A 20,541-nucleotide genomic window follows, 5' to 3' on the forward strand; every position below is an offset into this window, starting at 1 on the left:
CAGGCAGATCACCCGGGCTTTGCTCCATTATTCAACAAGCTTCCATACATCGGCTTTCCCTGGCTCTTCGCCCTTGGTCCACCATTTTGCCTCATAAACCTTGTCTTCGTAGTTCACTTGCGCTCCGCCATCATACGCTTTGCCGGAATCCCACGACAGTGCGACATCGCTTACCAGCTTCCACGCATCGGAACGGTCTGGCTGTTCACCAGTTACCCACCATTTTGCTACGAATTCCAGTCCATCATACAAGACGCGGTCGCCCTGTACATACACAGCAGAGGAATCCCATTCAGCGATTTCACCCGGTACTTCAGGCTTTTTCTCCTTTGTGCTTGCAGCAAGAGGTGCGCTCTCTTCGGAAATATTTCCTGCTGCATCAACTGCCTTGATCGTATACGTATAAGATGTTCCTGCCGTTAATCCTTTATCGACAAAGGAAGGCTTATCAACTGTTCCTACATGGGAGCCATCACGGTAAATCTCGTATTTCACCACACCCACATTGTCTCGAGAAGGGCTCCACATGAGGTCGATTTCTGACTCTGTTGGATGGTGAGTCATGATACCTGCTGGTGCCGTCGGTGCTTCTGTATCCACGATATCTTCTGCTTTTGTGCGAACGGTCAGTGCTTTGCTAGCCTCAGACTCTTTCCCTTTGCCATCAACAGCCACAACGGTGTAGCTGTAAGCCGTAGCAGGCGTCAAATCTTTGTCCGTGTAAGCTGTTTCTTTCGTAGATGCGATGAATTTTCCATCACGATACACATCGTATTGCTTGATTCCCTCAGATGCCACGGATTTTGTCCAGCTAAGGTCAATGCTTGTAGCTGTTTGCGATACGGAAGTCACATTGCCTGGAACGGTAGGCTTTTCTACGATACCTGTTCCCGTGTTAATCAAATTCACGTCAATTGCCTGGTAAAAAGCCATGCCCGTATCAGCAATTTCCCAAACAGCCAAAATAATGTGGTAACCGCTACGATCTGTCGGTACATTGCACGATTGCGTTACCGTGAATGGCGGTCTTTTCCCTCCGTCCTGAAACGAGCAGAACAGTTCCAAATCCGCTCGGGCAAGCGGCTTGTTAGGATTCCAATCTTTTTTCGTGATGTAATATTTCCACTCCGCTGTACTATGCGGGGCTGTCAAATTCCAAGTAAACGCATTTTGTCCACCCTGCAAGGTAACCTTTGTCCAGCGATCTGCTGTTTGTGTGTAAAGCTCAGGATAGCGGCCTGCACCGGTAAATTCACCATCGGCGGGACCAGATTGCGGGAACCCCCCAATCCCCTCCACACTTTGCGGTTCCCACTGGATTTGACCGCAGCCTGTGTTTTGCCCCGTCTTACACAAGTAAGAACGACTCGCTGGGGATTCGATGTACCCGTGAGCCGAAACTTTCTCAGCGAACACGAGCGTAGCTGCGCCTGCTACCAGCATCATTGCCAGCATGAACAAAAGCGACAGCCCTTTACTGAACAGTTTGTTTCTCAACCCTACGTTATCCATTTATTTATCTCCTCTTTTCTGGATTAGGATCGAATTCCATGTTACAGAAATTTTTTCCAGTATTACAGATTCTGAATACCTAAACCAAAACCTACCAAATACCCGAATTCCAGTCAGAAAATAGGGAGATGAATCAGGAGTGTATGCCTATGCATGAAAATTTATATGCTTCTTTCGGGACTTTTTGATCAAAAAAAATTGCCTGCCGAAAATAATATTCTCAGCAGACAACTTTTATCACATCAAGAGCAACGGAACTATTTTCCCGTCATTTACATCGATCAACCCCAGATCCGTCAGCTTCAAGGCTGGACTGACCGGTAAGGAATGCGTGCTGATCGACATGATCGGGTTGTAATGATTGTAACCGAGCGACTCCATGGCACGGCGAAGTTGCTCGACTTCCTTTGCAGTCTTTTCCAATGGTTCCTCTGTCAAAATGCCTCCGACCGGCAAATGAAGGCTCGCGATCACCTTGCCGTCCTCTACCACGTAAAAGCCGCCCTGATTACGGATGACTTCATTGGCTGCGACCATCATATCGTGCGGGTTGTGTCCGACAACCAAGAGATTGTGGTTGTCATGCGAATAGCTGGTGGCTACCGCACCTCGCTTGATCGTATCGCCGCTAATCAAGCCGTAACCGCGATTCCCGTTTATGCCATAACGTTCAAAGACGGCGATCAAGCCGTACGGACTCTCCTCCCACAAGAGTTGCCCTTCCCGTACCTCAGCGATTCCACGGTGATCCTCTGTGAAAGTAGAACCGTTTTGAACGAGCATGACCCGACATGGATAGCGATTATCCGGCACATCTACCGTGACGCGGAAGTCTTTCTCTGTCAGTGGCGATAGCTTGATGCTCTCATAAAAATGCGCAGGAAACTGCTTTTCTTTAACTACTTGTCGGTACTCTTCCTTGGCGTCGTAAGCCTTCTTCCCCTTTTTGTAGACGCGTTCGATCTTGAATTCATGCAAATCAGACAGCAACAGGAAATCCGCTATTTTGCCGGGAGCAACCGCCCCTCTATCCGTCATGTTCATACGTCTGGCTGGGGTAAATGTACTTGCGTAGATCGCACGCTCTGGCTTCATGCCCATTTGAATGGCTTTTTTCACGATATGGTTCAAATGTCCACGATTGACCAAGGAATCGGTCATCACATCATCCGTCACAAAGCAAAAATGCTCGGAAACATCCTCTTTGATCAAATAGTCCATGACTTCATCCGTCATCGATTTTTCTTGAATCTCCAGAAACATGCCCGCTGCGATTCTCGCTTCCATGCCCTCACGCGTCTGGTGCGTATGATCAGAGTCCACTCCCGCATAAATGACGCGATGCAGGTCCAAATCAAGCAATTTCGGAACATGTCCCTCGATGACGAGCTTTGAATACGTCTTGCGGATATGCTCCAGGATGCGATTCGTCTTGCAGTCAGGGTCCTTGATGATGTCTACGTAGTTCATGATTTCGCCGAGGCAAATGATCTCTTCGGATCGCAATAGCTCGTCCATATCTGCAATCTCGACAGACCCACCCGTCGTTTCCATTGAGGTAGCTGGTACGGAGCTCGGGATCGCGTACAGCATATCAACGACACAATCACGGCTCGCGCGAATCATCTCTTTGATCCCTTCGATTCCGAACACATTGGCCATCTCATGCGGCTCCGGTACGATCGTCGTCACTCCGTTTTGAATCAGGCCAAAGGAAAACGTCTCCGGCGTCACCATCGTGCTCTCAATATGCAAGTGTATATCGACCAGACCTGGAATCATGTAGCGGCCTTGTCCATCCACGATCTCGGCAGCTTCAAATGTTTCCGTACTCCGCTCACCGATATAGAAGAATCGTTCATCCAAAACAGCGACGTTTCCTTTGATGAACTTTTTAAAATAGCTGTTAAATACTTGGACGTCTTGAATCAACAAATCGACCTTCACGAAAATAACCTCCTGTCTTTAGTCCACGAGTACCACTTTGTCTTTTGGAAACAGCAGATTGACGTTTAGGCCAGTCTTGTACGGAGTCTCCATCTCTTGATTGACCGTGAAGTCGCCCAACTCTGTTTCCACGACATATTGATAGCTGCGTCCCAAAAACGTGCTTACCTTTACCGTCCCGCGCAGACGGTTCATTCCCGGCTCGGTGTTCTCTTCTGTCGTGACGAGAAGGTCATCTGGTCGCATTGCGCATTTTTTGCCGGATGGATTCGCAGTGCCCGGATTTTTGGACGCGGTAAAATGATGATCACCGACTCGCAGGCCGATTTCTCCGTTCTGCTCGGTGCGCTCCGTGAAGTCGATGAAGTTGGTAAAACCAATAAAGCGAGCGATAAACTCAGTCTTTGGATATTTGAAAATGGTGGCTGGATCGTCGAGCTGTTCGATCACACCCTTGTTCATGATCGCCACCTGGTCAGAAATGGAGAAGCACTCCTCCTGGTCATGCGATACGTACACAGTCGTAATTCCCAGCTCCTGCTGAATACGACGGATTTCTACGCGCATGTTGATCCGCAGGTTGGCATCGAGGTTACTGAGCGGCTCATCGAACAGCAGCAGGTCAGGCTGAATCACCAGTGCTCGCGCAATCGCCACGCGCTGTCTTTGACCACCGGATAGCTCCTTCGGGAAACGCTTTTCGTAGCCGCCGAGACTCACGACTTCGAGAATTTGCTGCACCCTGGTCTTTACCTCTGTTTCATTGACCTTGCGCAGGCGCAAACCGAACGCCACGTTATCGAAAACAGAAAGGTGCGGAAACAGCGCATAGCTCTGGAACACAAACCCGAAGTTGCGTTTGTTTACCGGAACGCGCGTATAATCTTTTCCTTCAAACATGAATCGTCCATCTTTTGCTTCCAGAAAACCCGCAATCAAACGCAGCGTCGTCGTCTTTCCGCAACCGCTCGGACCAAGCAAAGAGATGAGCTGTCCTTTTTCGATATTGAGATTGAAGTTTTGCAATATATATTGATTGTCATAGGCAACCGATACGTTTTCCAGCGTGAGCAATGCCATGAGTTGATGCCTCCGTTATCGTTTTGTAAAGTAGGAAAGCCCCATCAGACGTTCAATGATGAACATGAGAATAGCCGTAAAAATCATGAGCAGCACGGAAATCGCGGCGATCGTCGGATCGAAGTTGTTTTCTACGTACGTCAGCATCTGGATCGGCAGCGTGCTTACCCCTGGTCCCGTCATGAAAACAGAGATATCTACGTTGTTGAACGACTCCAGAAAAGCGATCAGAATCGCAGCAATAATCCCGGAGCGAATATTCGGCAAGACGACTTTGAAAAAGGTTTCGAGACGACCTGCCCCAAGGCTTAACGCCGCTTCTTCAATAGCGAAGTCAAAGTTGGACAAGGAAGATGCAATGACGCGAATGATAAACGGAAGCATCAGCACCGTATGACCGATGAGAAGTCCCGCATAGATCGGCAAATGGTATACGACAATGACGTATTTCAGCATGGCAAAACCCATCACGATACCCGGAATCAGGACAGGTGAGATGAAAATGCCATTCAAAATGCCCTTGCCGCGAAAATCAAAGCGACTGAGTGCATAAGCTGCCGGAATCCCCAACAAGAGCGCCAAGAGATTTCCCAGCAAAGAAACGAACATCGACGTCTTGAACGTCGTCATGAACATCTCTACCTCAAAAATGTTTTCGTACCACCGCCAGGAAAAACCCTCCGGCGGAAACTTCAAGACGCTCCCCGGCTCAAACGACGTAAAAGAAATGATAATGAGTGGCCCTAGCAAAAACAGAAAGACGAGAGAGGTAAACAGGGCCAACCCGCGATTTTTCTCCTGCATAGCTTCTACCCCTTCGGATTTAATTTCGTCGCCAGCTTGTTCATAAAATAGATGACGACAAATGTTATGACAATCATGATCGTGGCAATGACAGATGCCAAATGCCAGTCATTGAGCGTAATCGCATTTTGATACAGGAACGTGGAGATGACCCGCTGTTTTCCACCCAGCAAGGCCGGCGTGGTGTAGGCGGTCAGGCTTCCGACAAACACGAGAATGCTACCGATGATGAGTCCTGGCACACTAAGTGGCACAATGACCTTCCAGAAGGCCGTCAACTTGGAAGCACCCAAGCTTTCCGCCGCCTTCAGCAAATCTGGGTCGATGTTTTCCATCACCCCTACCAGCGTAATAATGATCAGCGGCAGGAACAGATGAATCAAACCAATCATCATCGCAGTCGGCGTATACAATATTTCCAACGGCTTATCGATGAGCCCGATGGCAAGCAGCGAGCTGTTCAATAAGCCCTTTTTTCCGAGAATAATCATCCAAGAGAACGACCGCACGACAGAGCTGGTCAGCAAAGGAAAAATCGCCAATGCCAGCAGGATGCCTTTTTTGCGTGGGCCAAGCTTGGAAATGTAGTACGCGGCAGGAAAACCGATCAGAACACACGCAATCGTCGTGACCAGACTGACCTGCAACGTTGTCAGCATAATTTTCAGGAAGTACGCGTCGGTAAGAAATTGGAGATAGCCTTGGATCGTAAAGCTACCATCCTGATAAAAGGTGGACGCAATCGTCATCACGATCGGAATGACCATGAACAGCGTCAAAAACAGCACACCCGGCAACAGCAATAAATAAAGACCCGTTTTTCTCATCTGATTAACTCCTGTTCACGGTATCGTCAGGCTTTCAATGCGCCGAGAAAACGCGCAAAGAACGCATCTGCATCTACGTCCAGACAGACGTTTATGTTCGGTTCTTTTTTCAGGCGGTTTTGAAAGTCGCAAACCGTTTGCCCATCACACAGCTCACTTCTCGTTTCGATATCTACATATAACTTCTGCGTCTTCACCAGCTTCGGATCGAGTGCGACTGCGACAGCCAATGGATCATGCATGGCGCACGCATAAATGCCATTTCGTTGAAAATAACGATGGAGGTAATCAGACGTACTCTGTCTCACGTACTCGCCCATCGGTGTATCTCCCAGCTCACGAATGTGCTCCTCGTTCAGCAGCACTCTTCGCGTCACATCCAGTCCAACCATCGTCAATTGCGGGAATCCGGCATGAAATACGACCTTCGCTGCCTCTGGATCGACGTACATGTTGTACTCCGCAACTGGCGTCACATTGCCATGCTCGCGGACAACCCCACCCATGAAAATGACTTCCTTGACGTGTTGAACAAGCTCCGGGCATTTTTTCACCGCCAAAGCCAAATTGGTCAGCGGCCCCGTCATGATGAGCGTAATCTCGCCGGATTGAGCAAGTACGTTTTCCACGATGAAATCAGGGCCAAAGCCAGCTGTCGGTTCCTTGTAAATCGGAACTCCGGCAAGGGCTCCTCCCAAACCATCCTCACCATGTACGGCATGCTCGAAAAACAACGGTCGCAGCAGCGGTTCAGATGCTCCACAGACAACAGGGATTTGCTCGCCGACTTGCAAGAAATCGAGAATTTTGCACGTGTTTTCTGTTGCTTTTCGCAACGACACGTTGCCATTCACCGTAGTAATGCCAATCAGATCGAATTGCTCGCTCTTCACAGCGAGAATAATGCCAAGCGCATCATCAATGCCCGTATCCACGTCAAGAATGATCTTTTGCACGAATGGTCCTCCTCACGTTCATTCCTCATAAGAAAACTTCTATCTAAGCCAATTCAACGTGGAGCGACCGCGTTTTAGCGGAATGTTTACATGCGCTCCAGAATTTATTTTATAAATTCCTATACGTTGAAAAACGAGGGTATATCCGATATTGTCTATACCCTCGCCCTTTGTTTTTCTATCGTTCGTTATTGCGTGATTTCACGATTCCAACGGTCAATCCATGCTTTGGAGTGCTCGTTCACGAATTTCATATCCAGCATTTTCAGCTTGCTTACGGTTGCTTCCCCGTACGTTACGCCTTTTGCTTCTTCTTCTGTCAGTTGAACCGTTTTGTTTACAGGAGAATCGATTTTTGCCTTTGCTGTTTTCTCCTGAACTTCCTTGCTCAGCTGGTAGTTGATGAAGTCTTCTGCGAGTGCTTTGTTTTTCGAGCCTTTTACGATGTTAACCGTATTCATGACTGCATATCCGCCGCTTGCAGGTTGTACGAAAACAGCTTCTGGAACAGCGGCTTTGATGTCTTTGAAGTACATTTCCATAATAGGTCCTACGCCGATTTCTTCTTGTCCAAACATGTTCACGTATTCGGAAGTCTTATCGTAGAACTTCACGACACTTTTGTTGACTTCTTTCATTTTCGCGAAGGCTTGATCCTCGTTGAATTCCTTGCTGCCCGCGACCGCAGAAGCACTGTCGAGAACCATCGGGCCTGTCGTGGAAGTAATGCTTGGCAGTGTCAGCTTGCCTGTCAGCTCAGGGTTCCACAGATCTTTCCAATCTTTGATTTCGGTTTTTACGAGCTTTGGATTGTAGGCAATCCCGAATTGGCCAATCGTGTAAGCTGGACCGTATTCCTCGCCCAGTGGTGCTTTGGCGATGTCGTAGATTTGATCCAGGTTCGGGATTCGGCTGCGGTCGATTTTTTCAAATGCGCCACTCTCAATCCCTTGCTGTGCATAGTAGTCAGAGAGGTAGATCAAGTCTACATCGGAGCTTCCTTGGCGAATTTTGTTCAGACGCTCTGCGTTGTTCCCGATTTCCAGTACGATTTTCACGTTATGTTCTTTTTCAAACGGCTCATATACTTCTTTGCGGAAAAAGTCTTCGGAGAAGCCCCATGTGGAGATGACCAGCTTTTGTGGCTCGCCCTTGGCTTCACCGCCAGCTCCTCCCGCTTGTGGTTGATCATTGCTGCCACAGCCAGCGAGAGCCAGTGACATCATAGAGAAAGACAGGATTCCAGCAAGTAATTTTTTCATCGTAATTCTCCTCCAGTTGGGTTCAATTGATGACAAAATATGGTGATACAATAAAAAGAAAAGTACCCTTGATTAGAACGTATCATTCTAAACAAGAGCACTTTTCTTCGTAAACAAAGAGAAGTGACACCCGTTTTACGCAAAGTCTACGGTCTCCCCTTAAGATAGATCAAAAGAGAAAATCCGAACGATTGCGTCAGGTATTCAGTTCTGATTCAGCTAAAATAACATTCGTGATCGCCCACTGCGTAGGCGCATCATAGTCCCTCAGCACGGCTTCCAACGGCAACCCCATCTCTTCTTCCAGTCGTTCTCTCAGTTTCTTCTTATAAAGAAGGGACATGCGAAAATCGACTTCGAGCTTGAGGGCCGGCGCTTCTCCTTCCAACGCTTGTGAGCGCGGAGAGCGACGATGCTTGGCTTGGAACGTAATCATCTGGTTTTCAATCGTGACTCGGAGCAAAGTCGTTCCAAATCCGAACAACTCTTTTGCTATCTCATTATAGATGGCAGACAGCTTTTTTCTGGTTTCATTGGAGTCCACGAGAGTCATGTCATCACCTGCGATAGCTGGCATAGAGTTCATTCGCTCTCATTATACAAATGATTTTTCGATTCTTCAATAGAATATTCGTATTTAGATCAATTTCATATAATTGCGTGAATTGCTCTGCCGCGATTTACCGGACAGGGGACTATGCGATACCTTCTGCCCCTCCCCCCTTTCAGGGTGGGCAGTTCTCTCGTGGTCTGTCAGAAAATTAAATTTCAGATTTTTCTATCCCCACTTGGAGGCGAGTACAACGCCAAAAAACATCTCGATTCACCATAAACAGTGAACCGAGATGTTTTTTCGTTTTTGGTATTTTGTTATGTGTTACAGCTCATTCTGGTGTTGTGCTATTTTTACTGCAACTTTACCTTCCATGTTCTCATCTGACGAAAGCGAAACTGTATGCGAACCAGTTCCCCATGGCGAGCTACTTATTTCAATTTTTTGATTACCATAAGGTGGTACTCTAAAGAACATTTTCTGACTACCGGATGAATCAGTAACGGACACTTTGATCTCGTAGGTTCCACTATTATATACCCACACTTTAACCCAACCATAGCCCTCTGGAATATTAAAATTTTTGGAATCCGTTTTGGCATTCTTAATTGGCACGTCATCAATCGGTCTTTCAGATCCCATAGGTTCCAATAACTTCAAATAAGATTTTGCGGAATTATCCTGATATTTAACCTGATTAACCTTAACGTTACTCTCCGGATATTTTTCTTTTACAACTGCATCATGTGATGATGCCATAGCACTAGATCCAATAGATAGACTGCTAAGTAAAAGAGCTGCTGCAATTGTACCTTTAACAGATCTTTTCATAATAATCCTCCATTACTAGTAATTTGGAATTATCTTCCTATTAAGTATGTTACATGGTAATAAATGGAAAATCAAGAATTTATATGGAAAATATTTGAAAAACAATAGACTCTCATCCCGCCCGATTGGTGGTTGTACAGGAGTAATGCGAAAGGAAGGTAGAATCACCACATTTTTCGCAAATATCGCATTCATTTGAAAAAAACTTTGACATCCATGTTGGTGCAAGATATAATCCAACTATTCGAATAAGGATTAGCGATTTTATCTTTCGTTAAAATTTCATAGCACATTCTCTTATGAAGAGAGGTTGAGGGACTGGCCCTATGACACCTCGGCAACCTATCGCAAACGATATGGTGCCAAATCCAGCGGAATTTATTCCGACAGATAAGAGAGGTATTGTTGCAGTGTGTTTACATACTCGCAGTTTTCGCCTCTTCTGTCGGAAGAGGCTTTTTTCGTTTCCATCTTACATCCAGAGAAAAGGGGTATTTTCATGAAAAAGACTGGTCTACTGCTCACTACACTGCTGCTCGCTGCATCGCTCGTAACGGCTTGCGGTGGTAAACAAGAAGCTGCGCCTGCTAACGGTGGCACTGCTGCTGAACAAACCTCACTCAAGGTCGGCGTCACTGGCGGCCCGCACGAAGAGATTCTCAACAAAGTAAAAGAAGTCGCCAAAGGCAAAGGACTCGACGTCGAAGTCGTCGTTTTCAACGATTACGTACAGCCGAACCAAGCTCTCGATAAAGGAAATCTCGATGTAAACAGCTTCCAAACCATTCCGTTCTTGGCGAAGTTCAATCAGGATCACAAAACAAAGATCGTCGAGGTCGGAAAAACCGTGACGTATCCAATGGGTCTTTACTCCACCAAGCATAAAAAAGTCGAGGATATCCCGGCAGGCGGTGTTGTCGGCATTCAAAACGACCCGACCAACCGAGCACGCGCCTTGCTGCTCTATCAGGCAGCTGGCTTGATTAAGCTCAAGGATGGCGTGGGTGACAACGCAACACCATTGGACATCGTGGAAAATCCGAAAAATTTGCAATTCAAAGAGCTGGAGGCTGCTTTCCTGGCACGCTCGCTGAGCAACGTAGAGGTTGCTTCGATTAATACGAATTTCGCAATGGAAGCTGGCTACTCTCCGAAAAAAGACGCGATCTTCGCTGAGAAGGCTGACTCTCCGTACGTGAACATCTTGGCAGTCAACGAAACCAACAAAGACAACCCTGCCGTCAAAAAGCTGGTGGACATCTACCGCTCGGAAGAAGTGAAAAAATTCATCGACGAGCGTTTTGAAGGAGCTGTACTGCCGTCCTGGTAAGATCGACGCCAGGAACATCAAGAACCCACAAGGAGAACTCGTTATGATACAGCTAACCGATATTCATAAGTCGTATCAAGTAGGAAACAAGCAGGTAAAAGCATTGAAGGGCGTATCCCTGCAGGTGGAAAAAGGGCAAATCTACGGGGTGATCGGCTTTAGCGGAGCGGGGAAAAGCACCCTGCTCCGTACCATCAACCTGTTGGAGAAGCCAACTAGCGGTTCTGTGATCGTCAATGGCCAGAACATGCTGACCCTCAAGGAAAAAGAGCTGCGGCAAGCTCGCAAAAAGATCGGGATTATTTTTCAACACTTCAACCTGCTCTCTTCCTATAATGTCTTTGACAATGTGGCGGAAATCTTGCGGATGAATCGCGTCCCCAAAGATGTCATTAAGCGCAAGGTAGAAGACCTTCTCGGCTTGGTTGGCTTGTCTGATAAAGCAAACGCTTATCCTTCTCAGCTATCCGGTGGACAAAAGCAACGGGTGGGCATCGCTCGTGCGCTTGCGACTGATCCGGAAATCCTGCTCTGCGACGAAGCGACTTCCGCTCTCGACCCGCAGACGACCGAATCGATTCTCGAGCTGTTGCTCGACATCAATCGAAAGTTTAACCTGACTATCGTGCTGATTACACATGAAATGCAGGTCATCAAAAAAATCTGCGACCAGGTAGCTATCATGGAAAACGGTGTCGTCATCGAGCAAGGCTCTGTTCTGGATGTGTTCAGCAATCCGCAAGAGCAAACGACCCGCAATTTTATCAAAACGGTTTTTGACGATCAGGTACCACAGGAGATTTTGTCCAAGATAAAAGAAACCGGACCTGTTTCCAAAATTGTTCGCGTTGCCTTTCGCGGAGATGCCGCTCTCGATCCAGTTCTAGGCACCTTGTCCGCACGCTTTCCGATTAGCACCAATCTGTTGTACGGCTCGATTACGACCATTAAGGGAACGGCGCTCGGCATTTTGCTATTGCACATTTCTGGTGAAGACCAGCCCATTCAAGACGGCATTCGCTTCTTGCGGGAATCCGTCTACCGCGTAGATATTGTGTCACCAGAGGAGGTGCGGAGCTAATGGAGCGTCTGATTGAAATGATTCCGGTATTCGGGCAATCCCTGCAAGAGACTGTTATCATGGTCGGGTTTTCGTTGTTCATTGCGACATTGATCGGGATTCCGCTCGGGATTTTGTTGGTCATCACACAGGCGAATCACCTTTTCCCGAACAAGATCATCTATCACACCCTGAATACGCTCATCAACATTGTGCGTTCACTGCCTTTTATTATTCTTATGGTTGCGATCATTCCTTTTACAGAGTTGATCGTGGGCACCTCGATTGGGATTGAGGGAGCCATTGTGCCGCTCATCGTCTATACGACACCTTACATCTCACGCCTGATGGAAACGGCCCTGCATGACGTAGATCGCGGCGTGATCGAAGCGTACCAAGCGATGGGTGCATCCCGGACGCAGATTATTTTTCGCATCATGCTGCGTGAAGCACGACCTGGCATCGTCCTCTGCCTGACGATTGCGACCATCGGTTTGATCGGTGCCACTGCTATGGCGGGCGCAGTGGGTGCCGGTGGATTGGGCGATCTCGCCTTGCGATACGGCTATCAGCAATGGGATATCGAAGTCATGATCATTACCGTCATTATCCTCGTCGTTTTGGTCCAGCTCATTCAATCGTTGGGTAACTGGGCAGCCCGAAAACTGAAAAAGAGCGCGTAAATCGAAGAACCCCTGACGAAATCGCTTGTCAGGGGCTTTTTTGTAGGTATTTAGACTGATCGTCACTGAAAGTTCGTTGGTATTTCGCTCGATATTCATGTAGACTTATATATACAAGTCATTTTAATGAGAGGGGCTACTCAAATAACATGAAAAAACTCATCATGATGTTGGTTGCCGTAATGCTCGTACTCGCTCCGGCCGGAGGATTCATTGATCATGCCGATGCGAAAGGTTATAAGTCCGGGAAAAAATCTTTTAACTCTAACACGGCTCCTACCAATACACAAACAACCAACAAAGCCGATTCAAATGTAAACGCAACAACCAATAAAGGTACCACAACAACTCCTGCTGCTACCGCAAGCAAAAGCGGCGGGTTCATGAAAGGTCTCCTGATTGGCGGTCTGGCTGGTTTGCTGTTTGGAAGCCTGTTCGCTGATATGGGTATTCTCGGCTCCATCCTTGGCTTCATGATCAACCTGATGGCGATCCTCGCTGTGATTATCCTGATCCGCAAAGCGTTCGTCTACTTCAAAACCAAGCGCGCGAAAGAACAGGAACTGAACGCATGGAAAAGATAACTTTTTCTGAACAAGATATCATTAATGCAATCTGCATTCATGCAGCTAACAAAAAGCAGTTGAAGCCACAAGACATCTCCGTCGAGCTGATGTGGGACGAGGAGTATGGCTTCTCTGCTGAAATACACTGGATGGATCGCCAACAAATCTTGGTCGAGATTAATATGATTGAAGCGATTCGCTACTACCTGGAGACCCAGATGCAGCGCAACCCTTATTCCGCCGGTATCGAGCTGGTATTGGACGACGAAGAAGGTATTATCGCTCATATCACCTACTAAAGCTTGACCATCGTAAGTTAACCCAAGGCCAATTTGTTCACACATGTGAGCAGGTTGGCTTTTTCATATTGAATTTGGCCTCATTCCGTTATATACTTTACCTTAGTGAAAATGATTATCATTGTCTGCGTTTACTCATACATGTACATACTTTCCTAAAAAGGAGTTGGCCCATTGTGGAGCGCTTATACACGCAAAAGCTGGACATCGGATACGGTGAGCTTTCCATTGTCAAAGACTTGAACATCAGCATTCCTTCTGGAAAAATCACCGCCCTAGTCGGTGCAAACGGTTCTGGTAAATCGACGATCCTCAAAACTCTCGCCCGGATTATGAAGCCAACCGGCGGACAAGTATTTTTGGACGGAAAGTCGATCCATCAGCAATCGACCAAGGAAGTCGCCAAGCAACTTGCGATTTTGCCGCAAAACCCAACCGCACCCGATGGCTTGACCGTGTCTGAGCTCGTTACCTATGGCCGCTTCCCTCATCAAAAAGGCTTCGGTTCTTTGACCAAGGAAGACAAGGAAATCGTAAACTGGGCTATTTCCATGACCGGCATGGCAGATTTCCATGATCGTCCGGTTGACCAGCTATCCGGCGGTCAGCGTCAGCGCGCCTGGATTGCGATGGCCCTGGCGCAAGGAACGGACATCCTGTTCCTGGATGAGCCTACAACTTTCCTGGATATGGCTCATCAGCTGGAGGTTCTCAAGCTCCTGCAAAAGCTGAATGACGAAGAAAATCGTACGATCGTCATGGTCGTCCATGATTTGAACCACGCAACCCGTTATGCACAGCACATGGTTGCCATCTCTCGCGGTACCGTCGTCGCTGAGGGAAGCCCTGCTGAAGTCATGACGCCTGAGATGCTGCGTAAGGTATTTAACATCGAAGCAGACATCCTGACTGACCCTCGCACGGGTGTGCCGCTCTGCCTCCCATATGAGCTATGTCATGCTGTGGATCTAAAGCAACCTAACGAAAACACTACCCAACCTGTTTACACGCAAGAGCGCAAGCTGGTTGGAGCCAGATAACGGTTAGATTCCGCTAGCAAAAAGCCGGTTTTCACCACGTTTTACGGTGTAACCGGCTTTTTGCTATACCAACCGTTTATCTCTCCTCGTTACGTGGCTTAGAAAACCTTGCAGTTAGTCACAACTCAGACATACATATACCCCCTATATGTATGGTAGTATTTGTTTGCAAGAAAAATATCCCATTTCAAAGGAGAGATCAGCATGAAGGTTGCCATCTTGCTTTTCGACGGCATCACCGCATTAGATGCAATTGGTCCATACGATGTATTCGCTGCTACGTTGAAATGTGAAGTAAAATTTGTCGCTAAGAAAAAAGGGTTAATCAAACTTGATTCCAATATGGGCTATTTACATGCCGATTACAGTTTTTCAGAAGTTACTTCCGCTGATATTCTTGTTGTTCCCGGTTGCAGTCCGCCCAATTATAAAACCCCTATGAATGACGAAGAAACTCTACAGTGGATTCGCCACATACATGAGACGACGAAATGGACTACGTCTGTTTGCAACGGCTCTCTGATTTTGAGTGCCGCAGGCTTGTTACATGGAGCCGTAGCCACTACTCATTGGGGGTCCTTCGAACTGCTCCAATCTCTTGGTACCATTCCAACAGAGGAGAGAGTCGTTCGTCAGGGCAAAATCGTTACAGCAGCCGGCGTTTCCTCTGGTATCGACATGGCACTCCAATTGGTTGCATGGGAATTGGGAGAGGATATGGGCAAAGGAGTCCAGTTGATTTTGGAATACGATCCCCAGCCACCGTTTGACTCGGGTTCACCAAAGAAGGCACCTGCTTTATTGGTTGAACAAATAAGAGGGATGTTACAAGAGTTTGCCAAGCGGGAGCCCCGAGTATAAATGAATCAGCACGTTCTAAAAAATGAAAAGGCGACAGCCCAGGGAATGCCTTACTCCCATGGGCTGCCGCCACTTTCTTTTCTAGCCTCTTACCATTTAACTTCTTTCAGAACTTCTTCTGCCATGCCAGCGGTGGATACCAATCCGCCACCAGACAAGTACCAGTTGCTAGAATCCAAGTAAATGATGTTGCCAGTTTTGAATGCTTTCGTGTTCTTAATCAGGTCGTTTTCTACCGTTTGCTGTGTAGAAGTAGACACTTCTTTATTCTTGGAAATCGCGTTTCCACGATCAATTACGAACAGGTAGTCTGGATCTTTTTCTGCGATATATTCAAAGGAAACGCTTTGGCCATGATTTTCTACAGAAATGTTTTTGTCTACAGGCGTAAATCCGAATTCACCGTGCAGGATACCAAAACGGGAACCGGCGCCGTAAGCGTTCAGCTTGCCTTCGTTAACCATCACGATCAGAGCAGTCTTGCCGCTTGCCGTTGCTTTTGCATTCAATTCTTTGATTGATGCATCGATTTTGCCCAGCTCTTCTTCTACTTGTGTTTCTTTACCGAAGATAGTACCCAATGTTTTCATGTTCTCTTTGAAAGATTCCATGTACTTCGCATTGTCTACACCCATGAAGATGGTTGGAGCAATTTTGTTCAGCTCTTCGTAAGCATCTTGTTGACGACCGGAAATGAAGATCACATCCGGTTTCATTGCATTGATTTTTTCAAAGTCTGGCTCTTTCAAACCGCCAACGTTTGTGTATTTCGCGTCTTTGAACTTTTCCAGGTACGCAGGAATGTTGGTAGACTGTGCAACACCTGCTACTTCGATACCCAATTTGTCCAAGGAATCCAGAACACCGAAGTCAAATGCTACAACTGTTTTTGGATTCTTTTTCAGTTTTGCTTCACCCAATTTATGCTTGATCGTAACTTCCTCGGATGTTTGTACAGCTTCCGGTGCTTTGGTTGCGTCCCCCGCAGTTGTTGCAGGAGCAGCGTTATTGGAGCCGCATGCAGCTGTGAATACAGCCAACAGTACTGCCATAAACAGCATGAGTAATTTTTTGTTCACTTCTCTCACCTCTATATAGAATGTAAAAGTATATAAAATTATTGATAGCTTGCTGATGAAACCCCCGGCAGGCCATCAAAATTTTAACGATAGGAAGATAGAGCTTACGCGAAATAAACGCATATTTTGTTCTGTTCAATGTCTTCAATATGGATATCCATGTCATAGACATCTTTCAAGATAGGTTGGGTGATGATTTCGTCTGTAGTGCCTTCCTTTACGACCTTGCCATCCTTGAGAGCGACGATATAATCCGAATAGACGGAAGCAAAGTTGATATCGTGAATGACAATGACAACCGTTTTGCCCCTTTCGTCTACCAAACGTCGCAGCACTTTCATGATCTGGACAGAATGCTTCATATCCAAATTGTTGAGTGGCTCATCCAAGAGGACGTATTCCGTATTTTGAGCAACAACCATTGCGATGTAAGCGCGTTGACGCTGACCGCCACTCAACTGGTCGAGGTACTTGTGTTGAATATCCGTAAGCTCCAAATACTGGATAGCCTCATCTACATACTTCCAATCCTCTTTTGTCAAATTGCCTTGTGAATACGGGAAGCGACCAAAGCTGACCAGCTCACGAATCGTCAACCGCACCGTAATGTGGTTCGATTGCTTGAGAATCGAGATTTTCTTTGCCAGCTCACTGCTCTTTGTCTGCCCAATCTCCCGACCCTCAATGAAAACCTCACCTTGATCCTTGGTCAACAGGCGACTAATCATCGACAGCAACGTACTCTTTCCGGCCCCATTGGGTCCGATGAAGGACGTGATTTTCCCCTTGGCAATTTTCACAGAGACATCTTCCACGACATATTTGCTACCATATAGTTTTGAGACATTCCGGACTTCGATCACGCTTTATTCTCCTTTAACAGAAGATAGATGAAGTAAACTCCACCAATAAAGTTGACAATGACACTAAGCGTCGTGGAGAACGCAAGTACACGCTCCACGATCAACAAACCGCCAACCAGTGCAATCACACTGATTAAAGCCGAGCCCACCAGCAAGTATTTATGCTGATAGGTTTTCATAAACTGATGGGCGAGATTCGCTACCAGCAGTCCGAGGAAGGTAATCGGTCCAACGAGCGCTGTCGCGATTGATACGAGAATGGCAATGACGACGAGGAACCGTTTGATGACAAAATCGTACGGAATCCCCAAATTAATCGCCTGATCCCGACCGAGTGATAACACATCCAAGTACTTGATGTATCGCCAGAAGTAAATCATGATACCGATGACCAGAACAAAGCTCGTGATCAACAGGTCTGTTTTTACATTGTTGAAGCTGGCGAACATTCGGTCTTGCACAACCAGAAACTCATTCGGATCAATCAACACTTGCATGAACGTGGACAAACTGCTAAACAATGTGCCCAAGATCAATCCGATAAGGAGCAGGAAATAAATGTTTTGCCCTTCCCTCTTAAACAGGAATTTGTAGAGCAAGCCTGCGAAAAGCACCATCCCACCTGTCGAGATCAGAAAGTTGACGTTGTTGTTCATCAAGGTGAAATGGGTGGAGCCAAAAACAAAGATCACAAATGTTTGGATGAACATATAGAGCGAATCGAGGCCGATGATGCTAGGCGTCAAGATTCGGTTGTTCGTGATTGTCTGGAAGATCATCGTAGAAAAGGCGATGATGCAACCGGTTAAAATGATGGCAAGAATTTTCTTAGCCCGCCGAGGAAGGACGTAATCCCAGTTGCCACCGGCGTCAATCATCATAAAAATGGCTATCAAAGCAATCGCCACTATCGACAGGGCAGCTATCTTCGCTTTCATTGTTCATATGCCTTTCTTCTCATGAGTAAGTACACGAATATCCCGCTGCCAATGACCCCAACCATCATGCCGATGGAAATCTCGTATGGGAAGATGATGAGGCGTCCCAGGATATCACAAGCAAGTACAAACACCGCGCCAAGCAAAGCGGTATGAGATAAGCTTTTTTTCAGGTTATCTCCCAGGTAGATCGTAACCAGGTTGGGAATGATCAGCCCCAAAAACGGGATTGTCCCTACTGTGAGAATAACTACCGAGGTCACACAAGCGACAATGACCAGTCCAATGTTGACGACATGCTTGTAGTTCAACCCGAGGTTGATGGCGAACTCTTCACCCATTCCGGCAATGGTAAACTTGTTCGCATACAAGTAAGCGATAATCACCAGCGGAATGCTTATGTACAAAAGCTCATAGCTGCCTTTCATAATGGTGGAGAAATCTCCATGCAACCAAGCAGACATGTTTTGCATCAGGTCATGCTTATAAGCGAAAAACGTCGTGATGGACCCGACGATGTTTCCAAACATCAGTCCCACTAACGGGATGAAAATGGAGTCTTTAAATTTGATTCTTTCGAGAATCTTCATAAAGACAAAGGTTCCAAAGAGAGCAAATGCAAAAGCAACGAGTAGCTTCACCCAGGAGCTCGCATCGGCGAATACCAAGAGTGAAACCAATATTCCGAATCGAACGGAGTCCTCTGTCCCTGCTGTCGTCGGAGAAACGAACTTGTTTCGGGTTAGCTGTTGCATGATCAATCCGGCGATACTCATGCTGACCCCTGCGATGATAATACTGATCACACGCGGAATCCTGCTAATCCATAGCACTTGCACTTTGTCATCTGTGAGATTGAACAGATCCCACGGAGATATATCTTTCACGCCAATAAAAAGTGAAACGAACGATAGCAAAATCAGTGCTACAACCAAATATCTCTTTTTCATCGCGTCCCTACTCTTCTTACTTTTTCATGGAGTAATGTCCCGTATTGACTCGAATATTTACCAAAGAGAATAATTCTCATGATCATTAATAAAGAGATTCATTCTCAATTAGAACTACCTTTGTTATATTAGCACTTCTTTATCGGAAGGGAAAGCTTTTTTTCATTAGTCGGCTAATTTTTTCCTCAGCCTGTCAAAATACCGCCACGAACAAGAAAACCGCCAGGGCAAAAACCCTGACGGTCCTGATTTATTTGGATGTGTACGAGCCTGTTACGTTTTGAACGAATCGATCTCCGCTCCCGTCATTCTCAATCAGCACATTTCCTTCGACTGTATCAATGACAATATCGCCGCTTTGGTCAGATATCGTAATATCACCCTTATGCTTCCTAATATACATATCACCGGATTGATCGTGAATCGCTACGTTTCCACCCGTATTTTCCATGACGATCTCACCTGAATCGTCTTCGATCAGTTTGAGGGCTGACGCGTCCTTGATCTTAATATCACCGGACTGGTCACGAATCTCTACCTCTCCGTTCGTATTCGTTAATTGAATATCACCAGAGTCATCCTCAATCGTGAGCTTTCCTGTTAGATTCGTCATGTCAATATCTCCTGATCCATCGGTAAGGGCTATCGGCAGCTTAGCTGGAACGATTACCGTTATCGTCATATCCACAAAGTTAAAACCGATATCTGTGTTCACTTCGGATCGTAGTGTTGCGTTATTCCCATCCTTCTCGAGTGTAAGGATGATTTCTTCGGGTTTGACATTTTTCGATTTGATTTCAGCCTCTACATGAATCGCGGTTGCTTTCTCATCACCTTTGACGATCAAATCGCCTGAATCGGTCACAATATTCAACACCTCGATGGACTCCGCAGGTAATTCAAGCTGTCTTTTTTCTTCTTCAACCTTGATCACGTTATTGTTGATCGTGCATCCGGCCAAGCCAATTCCCACAGCAATTAGACCTACTCCTATCCACTGTTTCATCTGTTTCATCTGTTTCCCCTCGATACTGGTTATTTTTACAAGATAAGTTCTATAACATCATAGCAAAACAGCATAGAAGGGAAATCAGGCTGCA

General features: G+C 46.6%; 21 protein-coding genes and 1 riboswitch. Of the genes, 7 read left to right on the forward strand and 14 right to left on the reverse strand.

Translation table 11 applies throughout. The features are described from left to right. Positions 1 to 27 precede the first annotated feature (27 nt). The 9 genes from HP567_RS01295 to HP567_RS01335 form a co-directional block, all read right to left on the reverse strand. Positions 28 to 1,512: a lytic polysaccharide monooxygenase gene (locus HP567_RS01295; RefSeq protein ID WP_173610289.1), complete on the reverse strand. Its 1,485-nt coding sequence runs from the start codon at positions 1,510 to 1,512 to the stop codon at positions 28 to 30. A 237-nt stretch (positions 1,513 to 1,749) separates the two neighbouring features. Continuing rightward, the gene (locus HP567_RS01300) at positions 1,750 to 3,459 is read right to left on the reverse strand and encodes an adenine deaminase (RefSeq protein ID WP_173610288.1); all 1,710 of its coding nucleotides are present in this window, start codon (positions 3,457 to 3,459) and stop codon (positions 1,750 to 1,752) included. An 18-nt stretch (positions 3,460 to 3,477) separates the two neighbouring features. After that, a complete protein-coding gene (locus tag HP567_RS01305) occupies positions 3,478 to 4,539 on the reverse strand; it encodes an ABC transporter ATP-binding protein (RefSeq protein ID WP_173610287.1) in 1,062 nt (353 codons plus the stop codon). A 15-nt stretch (positions 4,540 to 4,554) separates the two neighbouring features. Beyond that, the gene (locus HP567_RS01310) at positions 4,555 to 5,343 is read right to left on the reverse strand and encodes an ABC transporter permease (protein WP_173610286.1); all 789 of its coding nucleotides are present in this window, start codon (positions 5,341 to 5,343) and stop codon (positions 4,555 to 4,557) included. Between the two features lie 5 nt (positions 5,344 to 5,348). Further along, positions 5,349 to 6,170: an ABC transporter permease gene (locus HP567_RS01315; RefSeq protein WP_007724617.1), complete on the reverse strand. Its 822-nt coding sequence runs from the start codon at positions 6,168 to 6,170 to the stop codon at positions 5,349 to 5,351. A 26-nt stretch (positions 6,171 to 6,196) separates the two neighbouring features. Further along, positions 6,197 to 7,126: a nucleoside hydrolase gene (locus HP567_RS01320; RefSeq protein WP_173610285.1), complete on the reverse strand. Its 930-nt coding sequence runs from the start codon at positions 7,124 to 7,126 to the stop codon at positions 6,197 to 6,199. 188 nt (positions 7,127 to 7,314) lie between these two features. Beyond that, entirely contained in the window at positions 7,315 to 8,388 is a 1,074-nt protein-coding gene (locus tag HP567_RS01325) for an ABC transporter substrate-binding protein (RefSeq protein WP_173610284.1), read from the reverse strand. A gap of 196 nt (positions 8,389 to 8,584) precedes the next feature. Next, a complete protein-coding gene (locus HP567_RS01330) occupies positions 8,585 to 8,941 on the reverse strand; it encodes a Na-translocating system protein MpsC family protein (RefSeq protein WP_173610495.1) in 357 nt (118 codons plus the stop codon). 324 nt (positions 8,942 to 9,265) lie between these two features. Next, positions 9,266 to 9,772 (reverse strand): hypothetical protein, encoded by a 507-nt coding sequence (locus HP567_RS01335; RefSeq protein ID WP_173610283.1) that lies wholly within the window; start codon positions 9,770 to 9,772, stop codon positions 9,266 to 9,268. Positions 9,773 to 10,066: 294 nt separating this feature from the next. Continuing rightward, a riboswitch (SAM riboswitch) is annotated at positions 10,067 to 10,169 on the forward strand. A 102-nt stretch (positions 10,170 to 10,271) separates the two neighbouring features. Between HP567_RS01335 and HP567_RS01340 the strand changes: the two genes are divergently transcribed. From HP567_RS01340 to HP567_RS01370, 7 genes are all read left to right on the forward strand, one after another. Then, on the forward strand, positions 10,272 to 11,102 hold the full coding sequence (locus tag HP567_RS01340; protein WP_173610282.1) for a MetQ/NlpA family ABC transporter substrate-binding protein: 831 nt from the start codon (positions 10,272 to 10,274) through the stop codon (positions 11,100 to 11,102). A gap of 43 nt (positions 11,103 to 11,145) precedes the next feature. Continuing rightward, positions 11,146 to 12,183: a methionine ABC transporter ATP-binding protein gene (locus HP567_RS01345; protein ID WP_173610281.1), complete on the forward strand. Its 1,038-nt coding sequence runs from the start codon at positions 11,146 to 11,148 to the stop codon at positions 12,181 to 12,183. Beyond that, on the forward strand, positions 12,183 to 12,845 hold the full coding sequence (locus HP567_RS01350) for a methionine ABC transporter permease (RefSeq protein ID WP_173610280.1): 663 nt from the start codon (positions 12,183 to 12,185) through the stop codon (positions 12,843 to 12,845). Before HP567_RS01345 ends, HP567_RS01350 begins: the two co-directional genes overlap by 1 nt. A gap of 149 nt (positions 12,846 to 12,994) precedes the next feature. After that, the gene (locus HP567_RS01355; RefSeq protein ID WP_047070069.1) at positions 12,995 to 13,429 is read left to right on the forward strand and encodes a hypothetical protein; all 435 of its coding nucleotides are present in this window, start codon (positions 12,995 to 12,997) and stop codon (positions 13,427 to 13,429) included. Next, a complete protein-coding gene (locus HP567_RS01360) occupies positions 13,417 to 13,710 on the forward strand; it encodes a YxcD family protein (protein ID WP_173610279.1) in 294 nt (97 codons plus the stop codon). Before HP567_RS01355 ends, HP567_RS01360 begins: the two co-directional genes overlap by 13 nt. A gap of 176 nt (positions 13,711 to 13,886) precedes the next feature. Continuing rightward, entirely contained in the window at positions 13,887 to 14,750 is an 864-nt protein-coding gene (locus tag HP567_RS01365) for an ABC transporter ATP-binding protein (RefSeq protein ID WP_173610278.1), read from the forward strand. Positions 14,751 to 14,954: 204 nt separating this feature from the next. Next, complete coding sequence (locus HP567_RS01370) at positions 14,955 to 15,611, forward strand: DJ-1/PfpI family protein (protein WP_173610277.1); 657 nt, start codon at positions 14,955 to 14,957, stop codon at positions 15,609 to 15,611. An 89-nt stretch (positions 15,612 to 15,700) separates the two neighbouring features. On the opposite strand, the gene HP567_RS01375 is transcribed toward HP567_RS01370, so the two are convergent. The 5 genes from HP567_RS01375 to HP567_RS01395 form a co-directional block, all read right to left on the reverse strand. After that, a complete protein-coding gene (locus HP567_RS01375; RefSeq protein WP_304502553.1) occupies positions 15,701 to 16,690 on the reverse strand; it encodes a siderophore ABC transporter substrate-binding protein in 990 nt (329 codons plus the stop codon). 104 nt (positions 16,691 to 16,794) lie between these two features. Then, the gene (locus HP567_RS01380; protein ID WP_173610276.1) at positions 16,795 to 17,553 is read right to left on the reverse strand and encodes an iron ABC transporter ATP-binding protein; all 759 of its coding nucleotides are present in this window, start codon (positions 17,551 to 17,553) and stop codon (positions 16,795 to 16,797) included. Next, entirely contained in the window at positions 17,550 to 18,491 is a 942-nt protein-coding gene (locus HP567_RS01385; protein WP_016739568.1) for an iron chelate uptake ABC transporter family permease subunit, read from the reverse strand. The genes HP567_RS01380 and HP567_RS01385 overlap by 4 nt, the downstream gene beginning before the upstream one ends. After that, complete coding sequence (locus HP567_RS01390; protein ID WP_173610275.1) at positions 18,488 to 19,441, reverse strand: ABC transporter permease; 954 nt, start codon at positions 19,439 to 19,441, stop codon at positions 18,488 to 18,490. The genes HP567_RS01385 and HP567_RS01390 overlap by 4 nt, the downstream gene beginning before the upstream one ends. Positions 19,442 to 19,691: 250 nt before the next feature. Further along, positions 19,692 to 20,456: a DUF4097 family beta strand repeat-containing protein gene (locus HP567_RS01395; protein WP_173610274.1), complete on the reverse strand. Its 765-nt coding sequence runs from the start codon at positions 20,454 to 20,456 to the stop codon at positions 19,692 to 19,694. Positions 20,457 to 20,541: the final 85 nt, after the last annotated feature.

This window comes from Brevibacillus sp. M2.1A, from assembly GCF_013284355.2.
Classification (GTDB): domain Bacteria; phylum Bacillota; class Bacilli; order Brevibacillales; family Brevibacillaceae; genus Brevibacillus.